This is a genomic window from Rhodococcus sp. 2H158 (assembly GCF_053764755.1).
This window is the reverse complement of the sequence record NZ_JBSNCE010000032.1, coordinates 19,831-35,898: the sequence shown is the minus strand read 5'-3', so window position 1 is coordinate 35,898 and position 16,068 is coordinate 19,831. Positions and strand designations below refer to the sequence as shown.

The window sequence follows — 16,068 nt, the reverse complement described above, 5'->3', positions numbered from 1 at the left end:
AGAGTCCGGACCGTTCTGTCGTGATCGGTGCGCAGCCCGCCCTGCCTCTTTTGACACTCAGGGCACAACGTTGAGAAACGTATGGGAATTTTCGGACCCGGAGTGTGTGATTCCGGAAGTTACGCCAATTCGACTCCGTGATTCCGGGCGTACAACCGTCTTCCAGTCTGCTCTGCGTCGGTGTTCGGGTGCACGGGCGCGGAAAGGATTTTCGACCGAGTGGGGGTACGCGATTTCCTCGCCGAATTCGATTTCGGAAGGTAAATGCAGAATTTCGCGAATCGGCGGAACAACTTCGATCGTCCCTTCGATTCCGGTCACGCGGTTTCTCACATTCGATTCCCCGGAAATCGGGGTCGTGGGAAATCGGCGATTCGAGGAATCGGCGCGCACCCCTCGGAATTCGGAGAGAGAACGACGATCGGCGGGCGGTGACGCCTCACGGTCCGCCCGGCTGCCCGGGCGGCGTCGGAGCCGGGTGGTCCCGGTTGCCCGCGGCCGCGTCGGTGGCCGAGTTCGCGACCGTGCCACCGAGCGCGAGGAGTTCGTCGAGTTTCTCCTGAGGGACCGGGATCGGCAGGAACGTCAGGAACTGGGCCATGCGCATCGATTCGACCATGCGCAGCAGCCCGGCGTGTTCCTGCGGATCCGGGGTGGCAGCGAAACCCGTCGCCCCGGTGAGGACCTCGAGGAACGCCGGTCCCACCGTCGGATGCGAGAACCATTCACCCACCGTCGATTCCATCGAGAGAGGGCGCGAGACCACATCGCCCGCGAGTGTGACGGTGCGCGCCTCGAGCACCGTGGCGGCGTCGGCGCACACCTGGATCGCGTATTCACCGGGCGCCACGACCCAGTCGTCGAGCTCGACGTCCCAGTACGCGAAAGCCCGTCGTTCCAATGCCAACTCGACGTCGCGCACCTCGCCGGGCGCCAGCCCGATCTTCTCGAACGCCCGCAGCTCGCGCACCGGGCGTCGCACCGGACCGGCGTCGGTGGCGACGTACACCTGCACCACGTGCTTGCCGGCACGGTCGCCGGCGTTGCGCACGCGCACGCGCACCGCGACGGTGCCGTCGCCCCCCAGCGCGACATCGAGGGACTCGGTGACGAACGTCGTGTAGCTCAGGCCGTGTCCGAACGGGTAGCGGACGGCGCGGCGCAGGGTTTCGTAGCCGCGGTAGCCCACCATGACGCCCTCGCCGTAGCGGACGTGCCCCTGCTCGCCGGGGAAGTTGAGGTACGAAGGGTTGTCCTCGAGTCGCAGCGGGACGGTCTCGGCGAGGTGCCCGGACGGGATGGCGACACCGAGCAGCAGATCCGCGATCGCCGACCCGCCGGCTTGCCCGAGCAGCCAGCCGTCGAGGATCGCATCGACCTCGTCGTGCCAGCTCTCGAGCGAGACCACGCCGCCGTGGGCGAGGACGACGACCGTGCGCGGTGCCGCCTGCGCGACGGCCCGCACGAGGGCGACCTGCACCGGCGGCAGGTCGAGCGTGTCGCGGTCGAAGCCCTCGGATTCCTCACGTTCGGTGAGGCCGGCGAACACGACGGCCACGTCGGCGGCGGCCGCCACGCGCACCGCCTCGTCGAGCAGGGCCCGGGCATTGCCGTCCGCTCCGAGCGGGAAGCCGTCGGCCGCGGACACCGTCAGGCCGTGGGCCGCGGCGAGCGCGCGGACGGCGTCGAGCGCCGGATCCACCCGGGTCGGCGCGATGTGCGAGCTTCCGCCGCCCTGGAATCGGGGGGTGGTGGCGAACGACCCCAGCACCGCGACGTGCTGCCCGCGGCGCAGCGGGAGGACGGCGTCGTCGTTCTTCAGCAACACCGCGCAGTCGGCGGCGAGCCGGCGCGCGAGCGCGTGCTGGCCGTCGAGGTCGAGGTCGCCGGCGGCGGGCCGCACGAGGTCCGACAGGGCCAGGACCCGGTGGGCGCTCGCCTCGACGAGACGCGGGTCGAGGCGGCCGTCGCGCACGGCGTCTACCACCTGCCGGTCGGTGCTGCCGCCGCTGCCCGGCATCTCGAGGTCGAGCCCGGCCGTGACCCCGGCTACCCGGTCGGCGACGGCGCCCCAGTCGGAGACGACGACCCCGGCGAAGCCCCACTGCTCGCGGAGCACCTCGGTGAGCAGCCATCGGTTCTCGGCCGCGTACACGCCGTTGACCTTGTTGTAGGAGCACATGACCGCCGCGGGCCGGGCCTCGGCGACGACTGGTTCGAAGGCGGGCAGGTAGATCTCGCGCAGGGTCCGGTCGTCGACGTCCGCGCTGACCTGCATCCGGTCCGTCTCCTGGTTGTTGGCGGCGAAGTGCTTGACGCACGCCCCGGCCCCCACGGACTGGAGTCCCCGCACGTGCGCCGCGCCGAGGACGCCGGAGAGCAGCGGGTCCTCCGAGTAGTACTCGAAGTTGCGTCCGCACAGCGGTGAGCGCTTGATGTTGACGCCCGGCCCGAGGACCACGTGCACGCCGAGGGCGCGCGCCTCCCGTCCCACGGCGCGGCCCACCTCCTCGGCGACGCTCCGGTCCCAGCTCGAGCCGACGGCGACGGCGAGCGGGAAGCACGTCGCGGGCAGGCTGGCGTGCAGGCCTAGGTGGTCGCTGTCGCCGGACTGATAACGCACGCCGTGCGGGCCGTCGGTCAGGACGACGCTCGGAATCCCGGCCTCCTCGATGGCCTCGGTGCTCCAGAAGTCGCGGCCGGACAGCAGGGCGGCCTGCTGTTCGAGGGTCAGGTCGGGGCGCGCGGTCATAGCCGGTGTCCTTCCGCTCGCGGCGATTCGCCGGGGCTGCGCGGCGCGTCGACGGCACGGGGGTGCTCGGCGACGGCCAGCCGGCGGGCCCGTACCAGCGCGACCACGAACGCCGGGACGGCGAGCACGAACAGCGGCAGGCTCGCACCGGTGGTGGGCTCGAACAGCACGAGCAGCAGCGGCAGCGCGAAGCCCAGGTAGGTGCCGACGTAGAAGACGCCGGTCAGCGTCCCGCGCGAGGTCTTCGGCGCGAGCGACTCGAGGTCGAGCAGGCCCTCGCGCAGGCACAGTCCGTAGGCTACCCCGAGCACGGGTGCCGCGACGGGCAGCAGCCACAGCGGCGGGTGCGCCCCGCCGGCGCCGACGAGGAGGAACCCGAGTCCGGCGAGGACGGCGCCGGCCGTCCCGGCCTGCGGGCCCCACTCCCGCCGACGGGCCACGGCCTGCACGACGATCCCGGATCCCAGGGCGAGCAGCGCCGCGGCCCCGGTCAGCGCCGGTCCCGCGTACTCGCTGGCGACCCGGGCCGGAAACGTCACGAAAGCGACTGTGACGCAGGCGAACACCCAGGGTGCCAGCGGCAGCGACCAGGACAGTGCACCGGCCACCGACCGTCCGTGTCCCGGCACGACCGGCTGCAGGTCCGCCGCCGCGTAGTGGGCCGGCCGGCTCCACACCGTCGCGGCGGTGACGGCCGCGGCCGACAACGCGGCCGAGAGCACGAACGGCAGGGACAGTGGCCGCGGGCCGAACTCGGCGAGCAGACCGGACACGAAAGGCCCCAGGGCGAATCCGGAGCTGAGCGCGACGCCGGCGAGCACCGTGCCGACCTTCCCGCGCAGGTCGGTGGCCCAGGCCGTGCCCGCACCGATGGCCAACCCCGCGCCGATGCCGACGACGAGGCGGCCCGCGACGAGTCCGGCGGCGTCGTGCCGGACGAGCAGCAGCACGGTGCCGACGAGGGCGATCGTCGCACCGGGGAGGACGACCGCCGCACGGCCGGTCCGGTCCGAGAGTGCGCCGCCGCCGACGAGACCGGGCAGCAGCCCGAGCGCATAGATGCCGAACACCCCGTCGAGCAGCGCGCGCGAGAGGCCTTCGTGCTCGCGCAGGACGGGGATCATCGCGGCGAAGTGGTTCGCCGCCCACCCGGTGGTGACGAGGACGGCCAGCACGCCGGCCAGGGCCCGGCTCAGCTGTCGTGCCGGTGCAGGTGCTGCTGTGGTCATCGTTCGTCCTCTCGCCGGGGCCGGACCCGTCACGCTAACCGACCGGCCGCTCGGGCCGGACCGGTGGATGCTTCGAGGGATGTCGAGCGGCTGCGGTCAGGGCCCGATGCTCGAACGTGTGAACGTGTGAACGTGTGAACGTGTGAACGTGTGCACTCACAGGACGTGGTAGATCTCGACTCTCCGCCGCGGTTGAGCCGGTGCCGGTGGGTCTTGCTCGTCGAGGCCGGGATCGGGGCGACCCCGCCGCCGGCGTCGGTCCGCCGGCGCGTGCGCGGTCCGGCCGTGCGGCCGCGCACGCGGCGAGCAGATCCCGATCGGCCGCAACGAAGTTTGTGGCCCAGCGTGACGGTTCGCTGAAATCAGCTCGGTGCCGCCATGCCGGCAGTCGCGCCCCTGCCCGAGAACTTCGTATCGGCAATGATGTCGGTGTGCACGATGCCCGGGCAGATGGTGACGTAGGGACTCGAAGTGGAGGCCGGGGCCGAGCGAGTCGCGCACGATCGGAATGTCATGGGCGTCGAGCGCGAGCAGCTCGGTGGAACGGCGACGATCGGCAGGGCCGCGCCGGATCGAGGGCGCGGATCAGGAAGCTGAGTTGGTCACGCAGCATCCGTTGTTGCCACGGACCGTCGTAGACGTCGAAGTGATCGACGGGGTACTCGCACAACAGTGCAGAAGTTCCGGCCCTCTTCGCGGTCCTGCGCGCGGCGACGGGCGGTGCGACACGGTCGTGTGTGCCCACCTGCACGAGGATTGGGCAGCCAAGGCGGCCGGCAGCGGTGATGGGCCGGTTCACGGCCACCTCCAGTGCTGTGCGCGCGCAGATTTCGTTGCGCCACGTCGGGCCGGCGATCGAGGTGTAGGCCTCCTCGGCGCCGGAGGTGCTGATGATCGCCACCTTTCCCGGCCGCGCCACCACCGGGATGTGGTGCGGCCGGCGTCCGGCGATCCGGCGAGCGAGGTCGCGCAACCCGTGGCCGGTGGTGCGCACCAATTGACCGGCTCCGGCGTAGCGGGCGATCTGCACCGCGGCTGCCAGCCCGTCGGTCGCGGGGGTCATCGATACGATTGCCGCGACGCGCCTGTCCTGCGCGGCGACTGCGACGACATGACCACCGGAGTACGACGTTCCCCACAACGCGATTCGATCGGCGTCCACGCCGGGCAGGTGGCGGGCGGCGGCGATCGCCGCGTGATAGTCCTGGCGCTGACGCCGGAAGGAAACATCCTGGCGCGGTGTTCCTTCCGAGTCGCCGAAGCCGCGGTAGTCGAAGACCAATACGTCGATGCCGCTGTCGGCGAACCCGTCGGCATAGCCGATCAGGCCGGTGTCTCGGGTGCCGCCGAAGCCGTGTGCCATCACCACACACGGCCGGCCGGCCGTGCCGGCCAGCACGTCGGAGGTAGCCGGAATATGCCAGGCCGCGCAGGCGACGCCGTGGCTGGGGAAGGTCAGGTCCTTCTTCATCTCGGTCGCTCCGTTCCTACGACGCGACGGCAGCCGTGCGGCTGGGCGCGAACTCGAGCGCCGGATCCTCGACCGGCCCGCGACGCAGCCGCTCGACGTCCTTCTCGTAGGCCATCTGTACCGTCCACGGGCCGCCGGTGCCGCCGCGCGGGAACTTCGCAATGGCCCGCTGGACATATCCCGAGCTCATGTCGACCACGGGGACACGGTCCATGTGCGGATCGTCGAGCACTGGTTCGACGGTGCCGTAGCCGTGGCTGTCCATGTAGTCGAGCAGTCGGCAGAAGTGCTCGCACACCAAGTCCACCTTGAGGGTCCAGGAGATGTTCGTGTAGCCCAGCGCGAACACGAGATTCGGCACACCGGACAACATCATCGCCTTGTAGACCGTGGTGTCGGGCAGGTTCACGCGCCGCCCGTCCACGCTCAGCGCGATCTTGCCGAACGGTGTCATGTTGAGTCCGGTCGCCGTGACGATGATGTCGGCGGCCAACTCCTGACCCGATTCCAGCAGAATCCCCTCCTCGGTGAACCGCTCGATCCGGTCGGTCACCACCGAGGCCTGCCCGGCGGATATCGCCTCGAACAGATCCCCGTCGGGGACCATGCACAGGCGCTGGTCCCACGGGTTGTAACGCGGGGCGAAGTGGGTGTCTACGTCGAAGCTCTTGGGCAGCTGCCGGCGCACATTGGCGATCAACAGCTTACGCATGAGCTTGGGCGCGCGCTGGCAGGCCTTGTAGATCCCGCGGTTGAGCATGATGTTCTTGCGCCGGACGATCCGGTGCGCGCGGATGGGACCGACCACTTTGTTCAGGGTGTTCGCGATTGCGTCCTCGGCCGGTATCGAGAAGACGTAGCTCGGCGAGCGCTGCAGCATCGTGACATGACCGGCCTTGCCGGCCATCGACGGGATCAGCGTCACGGCGGTCGCGCCGGAGCCGATGACCACCACGCGCTTGCCGGCGTAGTCGAGGTCCTCGGGCCAGTGCTGCGGGTGGATCAGCCGGCCCGCGAACTCCTCCACACCCTCGATGTCGGGCGTGAAGCCTTCCTCGTAGTCGTAGTAGCCGGTGCCCAGGAACAGGAATCGCGCGGTGAAGTGCACGTGCTCGGCGCTGCCGGACGACTGCGCGGTGACGGTCCAGTATCCGTCCGCCGAGGAGAACTCTGCGCCGATAACCCGGTAGCCGAAACGAATGTGCTGGTCGAGACGGTTCTCGGTGACGGTCTGCCTCAGGTAATCCATGATGATGTGCCCGTCGGCGATCGACTTCCGATGCGTCCACGGCTTGAACCCGTAGCCGAAACTCGGCATGTCCGAGTCCGAGCGAATGCCCGGGTAGCGGAACAGGCTCCACGTGCCGCCGATCGAATCCCGGCCCTCCAGGACCGCGAACGTCGTACCGGGACGGCGTGTCTGGAGGTGATACGCCGCGCCGATGCCGGAAATGCCGGCGCCGACGATCAAGACGTCGAAATGCGTGCTTGCCGTATGGCGACCGGTCGGCTCGGTGGTCGTCGGGATGCTCATGGTCGGTCTCCTCGAGCGGTGCGCTGGGGCGTGATGGCGTTCACAGTAGGACCGCAACGGCACCCGTGGACATGTATGCCGGCACACTATTCGCGTCCTGATGTGTGCTGTGGCACACTTGGTACGTGCTCCGTGAGCCAGTGGCACCCGAAGTTGTCTCCCTCGTCGGTGACGTCGCCGAATTGATGCTGCGCGAACTCGATCAGCTCGTCGCCGAGATGGACGCCGCCGAGGTGGCGGTGGCCCCGATACTGGGCGCAGACGCGGCGATCGTCGCGGAGATGTCGGCGAGCAACCGCGCCAACGCCGCGCGCCTGCTGACCACCCTCGCTCGGCGTGACGTCGGGGGCGCGCCGATCGACGTGCCGCCCGAAGCCCTCGACGTCGTCCGCACCGTCGTGCGCCGCGGCATCGACCTCGAGGTGATCTACCAGGCCTACCGCCGGGGCCAGAACGTCGCCTGGCAGCGGTTTCTGGCTCATGCCGGACGGATCGTCCCGCCGGGGCCACAGTTCGTGGAGTTGTTGGAGGTCACCTCGCAACTGATGTTCGATTACGTCGACCATGTCGTGAGCCGTGTCATCGCCGACGCCCAGCGGGAACGCGAGGAGGTGCTCGGCGGCGCGCTGGCCCGCCGCGCCGAGACCGTGCACCTGATCCTCGACGGCGCCCCGATCGACCCCCGCCGAGCCGGCGAACGCCTCGGATACCAGCTCGCTCGCCGCCACACCGCACTCGTCCTGTGGGCCGAACCGGCGGGCGGCACGCAGGGGGCACTGGAATCCGCCGCGACGCTGCTGGCCCAGGCCGCCGGCGCCCGCACGCCCCTCACGCTGCCTGCGGGCATCTCGACGCTGTGGGCGTGGTTGGGCACCGAATCCGAACCCGCGCTCGGCACACTGCGCGGAGAAATCACCAAGGCGCAGTCGAACATTCGGGTCGCCGTCGGCCCCACCCGAGCGGGCATCACCGGCTTCCGCCGATCACACGACGCCGCGCTGGCCATTCAGCGCCTGGTCAGCGGGCAACGCGGCGGCGACCGCGTCGCGCTCCACCGCGAGCTCGAGGTCACCACGTTGGCCGCTCGGGACCTGGACCGGGCGGCCGAATTCGTCGCCACAACGCTGGGTCCGCTCGCTGCGGACACACCCAGCGCGGCTCGTCTCCGCCAGACATTGCGGGTGTTCCTCGAGGAAGCCGAAAACGCCCCTCGCGCCGCCGCACGCCTGCACACCCACCGCAACACCATCCTCCAGCGTGTCAGCCGCGCAACCGAACTGCTCGGCCACCGCCCCGGCGAGCGCCGGCTTCCCGTTGAGCTCGCGCTGGAGTTGGCTCACCACATCGGGCCACGAGTCCTGGCCCGTGACTGAAAGACAACGCCCGCGGTCGGTGGGCAGGTACCGGTCTTGACGCCCGGCGGGTTCCAGCTTCCGTCCGCACTGTCAGCGCAGCACCTCCCGGGCGGTCCGCCGGACGGCGTCGGTGAGCGCGTCGAGCACCGGCGACTCGAGCCGCCACCGCTGCCAGTACAGCGGCACGTCGAACGGATCGTCCGAGGCGAGGAAGACGAGTCCTTCGGTGTCGGTGAGCATCGGTTCCGGCAGCATGCCCCAGCCGAGGCCGAGCCGCGCGGCCTCGACGAACTCGGCGGCGCCGGGCACGTAGTGCCGGGGCGGGTCGAGCCGGCGCCGGGTGCGGCGCCGCAGGAACCGGTCCTGCAGGTCGTCCTTGCGGTCGAAGCTCAGCATCGGGGCCTGCCGCAGCGCCTCGGCGCCCGGCCCGCCGGGAAACCAGCGATCCGCGAAGTCGACGCTCGCCATCGCGTGATACCGCATGGCGCCGAGCCTTTCGGAGACGCACCCCTGCACCGGCTCGGGCACCGACGTCACGGCGGCCATCGCGGTGCCGTCCCGCAGGCGCGCGGGGGCGTGGTACTCGTCCTCGCGGTGCAGCTCGAACAGCGCGCGATGACGCTCGGGCATGCGGGCCAGGGCGCGCAGCATCCACGTCGACATCGAGTCGGCGTTGACGACGAGGGGCACCGACACGTACTCGTCCCGGCCGGCGGTCAGCCCGAGCGCCTCGGCGGTGTCCTGCTCGAGCCGCGCCACCTGCCGTGCCAGCCGCATCACCGCCTCGCCCGCGGCGGTCGCGGACACCGGACGGGTGCGCCGCACCAGGACCCGGCCGACCTGCTGCTCGAGGGCCTTGATCCGCTGGCTCACCGCGGAGGGGGTGACGCGCAGGACGGCGGCCGCGCCGTCGAAGGTGCCCTCGTCCAGCACCGCGGCGAAGGTCCGCAGCTGCGCGAAGTCCAGATCCATGTGAAGCAACTCTAACGGTACTGAAGAAAAATCAACTGTTCTTCATCCGGGGCGGTTCCTAGCGTGGGTGCCATGCACCTCGTCGCCGTCGGATTCCTCACCGGACTGTCGCTCATCGTCGCGATCGGCGCGCAGAACGCCTTCGTGCTGCGCCTGGCGATCGCGCGACGCCACGTGCTGCCGGTGATCGCGGTGTGCGCGCTCTCCGACGCGATCCTCATCGCCGCCGGCATCGCCGGCATCGCCACCGTGCTCGACCGGGTCCCCGGCGCGCTCGGGGTGATCCGCTGGGCAGGGGCGGCGTTCCTCGTGGGCTACGGCCTGCTCGCGGCGAGGCGGGCGCTGCGCCCGTCGGCCCTGACCGCCGCGGCGGGCGGCTCCCTCACCGTCGGCGCAGCCCTGGCCACCTGCCTGGCGTTGACCTGGCTCAACCCGCACGTCTACCTCGACACCGTGCTCATGCTCGGCTCCGTCGCCAACCACCACGGTGACCCGGGGCGCTGGTGGTTCGGCGCCGGCGCGGTCCTGGCCAGCGTCGTGTGGTTCCTCGGGCTCGGCTACGGGGCCCGCCTGCTGCGCGGAGTGTTCGCGAAGCCCGCGTCGTGGCGCGTGCTCGACGGCGGCATCGCCGTACTCATGGTCGGGCTCGGCATCGGCATGGTGGCGGGCTGACGCCGGGCCCGCGTCAGCCCTTGACCAGGGCGAACCGGCGGCCGCTGATCTCGCTCGCGGTGACCTCGACGAAGTTGTACTTCGGGGTGGGCACCCAGGCCTGCAGTCCCAGCTCCTCGGCCTCCTGAATCTCGTTGTAGTGCACGAGATTTCGGGCCCGACCGTGCAGCACCACGCTCCAGGCCCGGTCCTGCTCCACGTGGTCGGCCTCGAAGGCGACCTCCGCGTGCACCGTCAGCTCGACCAGCTTGCTGCCCTCGGCGGTACGGAAGTACAGCTTCCTGTCCCGCACGGCGTAGTTGATCGGGAAGACGTCCGGCCGCCCGCCCGAGACCACCACGAGCCGGCCGATCCGCTCGGTGCCGAGCAGCTCCCAGCTCTCGTCGTCGTTCAGGACGACGACGGGGTTGTCGACGTTCGGCTCACTCATGGTTCCTCCGATCCGGCGGCGTCCGCCTCGATATCACCGCCTCAAGCACATCACGAATCCGCGCCCGGCACAGGCGGATCGTCCATCGAATCGCGCGGTGTCCGTCACATCGATAGCGTGGGAGCCGCTCGACCTCACCCCACCGAGGAGCGTGCGAGATGACCCTGGCCACCACGTGGCACACCCGCGACGCCGACGACGTCGCGGCGGCACTCGACGTCGACCCCGCGGCCGGGCTGCCCGCCGACGTCGTCGAGGAGCGCCGGCGTGAGCACGGGCCCAACGCCCTCGCCGAGACGGCAGCCGTCCCCGGCTGGCGCAAGGTGCTCGCCCTGCTCGCCGACCGGATGACCCTCGTCCTCGTCGTCGCCGCCGTGGTCAGCGCCGTGGTCTCGCGCGAATGGGAGACCCCCGTCGTCATCCTCGCCGTCATCACCCTCAACACCGTCCTGAACTACGTGCAGGAGCGCCGGGCCGAGAACAGCCTGCAGGCGCTGCGGCAGATGTCCGTCGCCACCGCCCGCGTCCGCCGCGACGGCCGCGAACAGCACCTGCCGCGCACCGAACTCGTGCCCGGCGACGTCGTGCTGCTCGAGGCCGGCGACTCCGTGCCCGCCGACGGCCGGGTCGTCGGGGCGGCGCGGCTGCAGGTCGCCGAGTCCGCGCTCACCGGCGAGTCCCAGCCCGTCGACAAGACCGTCGAACCCGTCGACGACGAGCAGGCCCCGCTGGGCGACCGTGCCGACATGCTGTTCATGAACACCGAGGTCACCCGCGGGCGGGGCACGATGGTGGTCACGGCCACCGGGATGCAGACCGAGATCGGCGCGATCGCCACCCTGCTCGGTGCCGCCGGGGTGGAGAAGACCCCGCTGCAGCGCCGCATCGACCAGCTCGCCAAGACCCTCACCATCGTCGCGCTCACCGTCGTCGCCGTCGTGTTCGTCCTCGGTCTGCTCCGCGGGCAGTCGTGGTCCGACCTGCTGATCACCGCCGTCTCTCTCGCCGTCGCCACCATCCCCGAGGGGCTGACCGCGGTCGTCGCCTTCACCCTCGCGATGGGGGCGTCGCGGCTCGCCGCACGCGGCGCCATCGTCAAACGACTCGCCGCCGTCGAGACCCTCGGCAGCACCACCCACATCGCCACCGACAAGACCGGCACCCTCACCCTCAACCAGATGACGGTGCAGCGGCTGCTGGCCCGCGGACGCAGCTTCCGCGTCACCGGCACCGGGTACGAAACGGCAGGCAAGATCCTCGTCGGCGACGGGCTGCCGGCCCCGGACCTGACCGCGCCGCTGCTCGGGATGGCCCTGTGCAACGACGCCGTCGTCCGCGACGGGGTGCTCGTCGGCGATCCCACCGAGGGCGCGCTGGTGGTGCTCGCCGAGAAGGGCGGCATCGACGTCGAGGGGGCGCGTCTCGCGGTGCCGCGGCTGGCGGAGGTGCCGTTCGACTCCGCCTACAAGTACATGGCGACCTTCCACGCCCTGCCCGACGGTGGCTACCGGTGCTTCGCCAAGGGCGCGCCCGGTGCGCTGCTCGACCGCGCCACCGCGATGCTCGACGGGGACGGCCCCGTCCCGCTCGACGACCGCCGCCGCGAGCGCCTCCGCTCGGCGGTGCAGTCGCTCGCCGCCGAGGGGCTGCGCACCCTGATGATCGCCGGCCGGGACCTGCAGGCGGTGCCGCGGGGCGACGGGGAGGCGCTGCAGCGCGTGGTGTCCGACCTGACCCTCTACGCCGTGGTCGGCATCGTCGATCCGCCGCGGACGGAGGCCAAGCGGGCCATCGAGGTGGCCCACGCCGCCGGCATCGAAGTGCACATGATCACCGGCGACCACCTCGTGACCGCGTCGGCGATCGCCGCGGAACTGGGCATCGGCGGCGCCGCGGCCACCGGCGCCGACCTCGACGCCCTGGGCGACGACGAACTACGTTCCCGGGCGGCAGGTTTCGGTGTGCTGGCCCGCGTCGCGCCGGAGCACAAGATCCGGGTCGTCAAGGCGCTGCAGGCGAACGGCGAGGTGGTCGCCATGACCGGCGACGGCGTCAACGACGCGCCCGCCCTCGAACAGGCCGACATCGGTGTCGCCATGGGCATCACCGGCACCGACGTGTCCAAGAGCGCGGCCGACATGATCCTCACCGACGACAACTTCGCGACCATCGTCGCCGCGGTCGAGGAAGGCCGCGGCATCTACGCCAACATCGTCAAGTTCGTGAAGTTCCAGCTGACCACGGCGTGGGGGTTCGTGCTGATCTTCCTCGTCGCCGGGGCCCTCGGGCTCGCCGGCGGTGCGCCGTTCACGGCGCTGCAGATCCTGTGGGTCAACATCATCATGGACGGCCCGCCGGCCCTCGCCCTCGGCGTCGACCCCACCGAGCCGGGCACCATGTCCCGGCCGCCGCGGCCGGCCCGCGAGCGCCTGCTCAGCCGCGATCGGCTCCGCCGCATCCTCGGCCTGGGCATCGTCATGACCGCCGGAACCGTCGCAGTGCTGCACTACGCGCCGCAGTGGTTCCCCGAAAGCGCCGGCGACCCGCTGTTCGCCACCACCCTCGCGTTCACCACGTTCGTCTTCTTCCAGGTGTTCAACCTGCTCAACGTCCGCTCCGAACTCGGCTCGGTGTTCTCGTTGCAGACCCTCACCAACCACAGCATCTGGATCGCGCTCGTCGTGGTGGTCGTCCTGCAGGTGTGCGTGGTGCAGACGACCTTCCTGCAGGGCTTCTTCGACACCACCGCGCTCACCTCACAGCAGTGGGCGCTCGCCGTCGGCGTCGGATCCTCGGTGCTGTGGGTGGACGAACTCGTCAAGGCCACCGGACGGAGCGTGCGGCGCCGGCGTGGTGACACGCACGCTCGGGCGGGCGCATAGTGGAGGTGGTGTCGCCCTCCGACGAACACCGCAGGACGCGGAGGTGGGAACGATGGACATGGGCTGGATGCACATGCTGCACATGTTGATGATGCAGATGCATCACATGCTGATGCCGGGTATGCCGATGCAGCACATGATGCCGATGTGACTGCAGCACATGATGCCGATGTGACCGCCGGCGCCCCGGATCAGCCGTGCGAGTGCCCGCCCTCGTGCGGGTCCCGGTGCATGCTCTTGTAGAGGTGATGGCTGTACACCTGCAGGCCGAGCATCGCCTCGGTGTACTCCCGCCGTTCGGCGGTCGTCACGGCGTCGGTCAGAGCGACGATCCGATCCAGCCGGGACTGCAGCTGCCGGTGCAGCTCGGCGGACAGGAACGCGTAGAGCTGCTCGATCGAGGCCGTTTCGATCGCGTCCTCGGCGAGCGGGATCACGGGCCCGACGTCGCCGCCGGCCGGCTTCACACCGGTGAACGGGGCGCCCTCGCCCGCGCGGTGCAGCCGGACCACCGTGTCGAAGAAGTAGAGATCGGCCACCTCATGGGCGATCGGGCCCTCCGCCCGCGCGGCCGTCGCACGGGCGAACGCCGTGCGCACCTCGTCCTCGGCGTCGGCCGGAACGAACGGCAGGATCAGCTCGACGTTGTCGTCGCCCAGCGCCGCCTCGGCGGCCTTGACGACGGGACCGTCCATGGAATCGCAGTGGGGAGGCACGGGGTGCTCCTTCCGACGGTCGGCGAACACGCTCGGTCCCAGGCTAGTGCCGTGGTGTGACCGGCGTCGAGCGAGCGCAGGGCGGGCTCGGCCACGCCGAGGTTCCGTGACGCTCGGCGGCCCGGTTCGTCGCCGGGATGCGGACGACGGTTGACACCGCGGGCCGCGGCGGCGACCGTGGACGCATGAGGCGACGTCCCCGCGTCGACGTGCATCAACATGTGTGGCCGGCGTCCTTCGTCGACGCCCTCCGGGCGCGCAGCGCCGCGCCCCGGCTCGACGGCTGGACGCTGCACCTGCCCGGGGAACCGCCGTACCGGGTGGACCCCGCCGACCATTCGATCCCCGCGCGGACGGCCCTGGCGGTCCGGGACGGAATCGATCTGGCGCTGGTGTCGCTGTCGAGCCCCCTCGGGATCGAGGAACTGCCCGCCGAGGAGTCCCGGCCGCTGCTCGACGCCTATCACGAGGGGGCGCTGGGCCTGCCCGACCGGTTCGGCGTGTGGGCCGCCGCCGGCGTCGCCGAGCCCGATCCGGAGACGCTGCGCGACGTCCTCGCGGCCGGGTGCGTGGGCCTGCAGTTGCCGGCGACCGCCCTGGCCGACCCGGCGGGCCTCGACCGGTGTGCGCCGCTGCTGTCGGAACTCGAGCGGGCGCGCAAGCCGCTGTTCGTGCATCCCGGCCCGGCGTCGGCGCCCGGCGCTCCGGCATGGTGGCCGGCGATGGTGTCGTACGTGACCCAGATGCACACCGCCTGGTTCGCCTGGCACGAGTTCGGGGCGCGCCGGTTCCCGGCGTTGCGGGTGTTGTTCGCGATGCTCGCCGGCCTGGCCCCGCTGCACGCCGATCGGATGGCGGTGCGCGGCGGGCCCGGCGATATTCCCGGGCCGGGGGTCTACGTGGAGACGTCGTCGTACGGGCGGGAGGTCGTCGCGGCGGTGACCGCTTGCCTGGGTGAGGACCGGGTGCTGCTCGGCTCCGATCGTCCCTACGCGCGGCCGCTGGTGCTCGGCGGTTCCGCCGGCATGCGCCTGCGGACGGACAATCCGGCCCGCTTCTTCGCGAAAGTGCCTGCGCAGAACCCTTGACACGCGGACCCGGCCGGGGTGGCATGGTCGTCGTGACATTCTCGGTGAACGCGCGGCAGCGCGGACTGTGCACGGCGTCGGCCCGTGCCGCCGAGTCGTGTCCCGGCTGTCGTCGCTGAATCCGTCTCCCCCCAGCCCAGCCCGGGCACGCCCGTGCCTCCTCATTCCAGGACTTCTCGATGCTCTCCACGTATGCCCTGCCGACGCGCGCCGACCTCACCTCCCTCGCCCTGCGGATCGCGAACGATCCCGGCCGCTGGATGCCGATCGTTCGATTCGACGAGCAGCAGCGCTGGTACACGCGACTGGCCGTTGCCGACGACCGCGAGGTGTGGCTGCTTTCGTGGCTGCCCGGGCAGAGAACCGAAATCCACGATCACGGCGACAGCGCGGGCGCCTTCGCTGTGGCGCAGGGTGTGCTGACGGAGACCACCGTCTGCGCCCCGGCGGTCGGCGAGCTCGACGGCGTCGAAGTATTGTTGTCACGCAAGAGGATTCGTGCGGGTATGGCCCGCGGCTTCGACGCCGACCACGTCCACGAGGTGACGAACGACACGAATTCTCCGGCCGTCAGCATTCACGTGTACGCGCCCGCCCTGACGACGATGAATCGGTACCGGATCGACGACGGGGTGCTCCGGCTGCGCGCATCCGAACAGGCCGGCGCGGACTGGTGAATTCCGCCGCTGCATACGGAATCGTATCGGTGTCCGAAACCTTTGTCGCAGAAGGATACTGGATATCGTCGCGGCAGGTGCGGTAGCCGGCCCGCAGCGCGCGATCTGCTCACGCCGTCTCGGGCGCGGCGGGTCGTGGACCGATCCTTCGCAGGGCGCGGCTCGTGCCGGGTGGCCGAACTCACGTCCTTTCGATTCGAGGTCGGATCGGCGTGTGCAAGACAATGGAGACTCGGCTGGTTCGCACGCCGACAAGATCCAGCGCATCCCGCACTATTCGAAGGTTCCCG

At 70.8% G+C, this 16,068-nt stretch carries 12 protein-coding genes; 5 read left to right on the top strand and 7 right to left on the bottom strand.

The window, feature by feature from the left end; translation table 11 throughout:
• Positions 1-439 precede the first annotated feature (439 nt).
• The 4 genes from ACWPOB_RS24665 to ACWPOB_RS24650 all read right to left on the bottom strand — a co-directional run bounded on the left by ACWPOB_RS24665 (position 440) and on the right by ACWPOB_RS24650 (position 6,986).
• Positions 440-2,752: a glycoside hydrolase family 3 C-terminal domain-containing protein gene (locus ACWPOB_RS24665; protein ID WP_455402425.1), complete on the bottom strand. Its 2,313-nt coding sequence runs from the start codon at positions 2,750-2,752 to the stop codon at positions 440-442.
• Positions 2,749-3,981, bottom strand: a complete 1,233-nt coding sequence (locus tag ACWPOB_RS24660; RefSeq protein ID WP_455402424.1) for an MFS transporter — start codon at positions 3,979-3,981, stop codon at positions 2,749-2,751. Before ACWPOB_RS24660 ends, ACWPOB_RS24665 begins: the two co-directional genes overlap by 4 nt.
• Before the next feature lie 511 nt (positions 3,982-4,492).
• Complete coding sequence (locus ACWPOB_RS24655) at positions 4,493-5,452, bottom strand: alpha/beta hydrolase (RefSeq protein ID WP_455402423.1); 960 nt, start codon at positions 5,450-5,452, stop codon at positions 4,493-4,495.
• A 16-nt stretch (positions 5,453-5,468) separates the two neighbouring features.
• Complete coding sequence (locus ACWPOB_RS24650; RefSeq protein ID WP_455402422.1) at positions 5,469-6,986, bottom strand: flavin-containing monooxygenase; 1,518 nt, start codon at positions 6,984-6,986, stop codon at positions 5,469-5,471.
• A gap of 185 nt (positions 6,987-7,171) precedes the next feature.
• On the opposite strand from ACWPOB_RS24650, the gene ACWPOB_RS24645 reads away from it, so the two are divergent.
• Entirely contained in the window at positions 7,172-8,359 is a 1,188-nt protein-coding gene (locus ACWPOB_RS24645; RefSeq protein ID WP_455402437.1) for a PucR family transcriptional regulator, read from the top strand.
• Positions 8,360-8,431: 72 nt separating this feature from the next.
• On the opposite strand, the gene ACWPOB_RS24640 is transcribed toward ACWPOB_RS24645, so the two are convergent.
• Positions 8,432-9,313 (bottom strand): LysR family transcriptional regulator ArgP, encoded by an 882-nt coding sequence (locus ACWPOB_RS24640; RefSeq protein WP_100057041.1) that lies wholly within the window; start codon positions 9,311-9,313, stop codon positions 8,432-8,434.
• A gap of 72 nt (positions 9,314-9,385) precedes the next feature.
• On the opposite strand from ACWPOB_RS24640, the gene ACWPOB_RS24635 reads away from it, so the two are divergent.
• A complete protein-coding gene (locus ACWPOB_RS24635) occupies positions 9,386-9,985 on the top strand; it encodes a LysE/ArgO family amino acid transporter (RefSeq protein ID WP_100057045.1) in 600 nt (199 codons plus the stop codon).
• A 13-nt stretch (positions 9,986-9,998) separates the two neighbouring features.
• Here ACWPOB_RS24635 and ACWPOB_RS24630 read toward each other — a convergent pair whose 3' ends face one another.
• A complete protein-coding gene (locus ACWPOB_RS24630; RefSeq protein ID WP_006946406.1) occupies positions 9,999-10,415 on the bottom strand; it encodes a pyridoxamine 5'-phosphate oxidase family protein in 417 nt (138 codons plus the stop codon).
• Positions 10,416-10,573: 158 nt separating this feature from the next.
• Between ACWPOB_RS24630 and ACWPOB_RS24625 the strand changes: the two genes are divergently transcribed.
• Entirely contained in the window at positions 10,574-13,297 is a 2,724-nt protein-coding gene (locus ACWPOB_RS24625) for a cation-translocating P-type ATPase (protein ID WP_455402421.1), read from the top strand.
• Positions 13,298-13,488: 191 nt separating this feature from the next.
• Here ACWPOB_RS24625 and ACWPOB_RS24620 read toward each other — a convergent pair whose 3' ends face one another.
• Complete coding sequence (locus ACWPOB_RS24620; protein WP_455402420.1) at positions 13,489-14,013, bottom strand: DUF6448 family protein; 525 nt, start codon at positions 14,011-14,013, stop codon at positions 13,489-13,491.
• Positions 14,014-14,198: 185 nt separating this feature from the next.
• On the opposite strand from ACWPOB_RS24620, the gene ACWPOB_RS24615 reads away from it, so the two are divergent.
• The gene (locus ACWPOB_RS24615; RefSeq protein ID WP_455402419.1) at positions 14,199-15,101 is read left to right on the top strand and encodes an amidohydrolase family protein; all 903 of its coding nucleotides are present in this window, start codon (positions 14,199-14,201) and stop codon (positions 15,099-15,101) included.
• Between the two features lie 179 nt (positions 15,102-15,280).
• The gene (locus ACWPOB_RS24610) at positions 15,281-15,778 is read left to right on the top strand and encodes a cysteine dioxygenase (protein ID WP_455402418.1); all 498 of its coding nucleotides are present in this window, start codon (positions 15,281-15,283) and stop codon (positions 15,776-15,778) included.
• Positions 15,779-16,068: the final 290 nt, after the last annotated feature.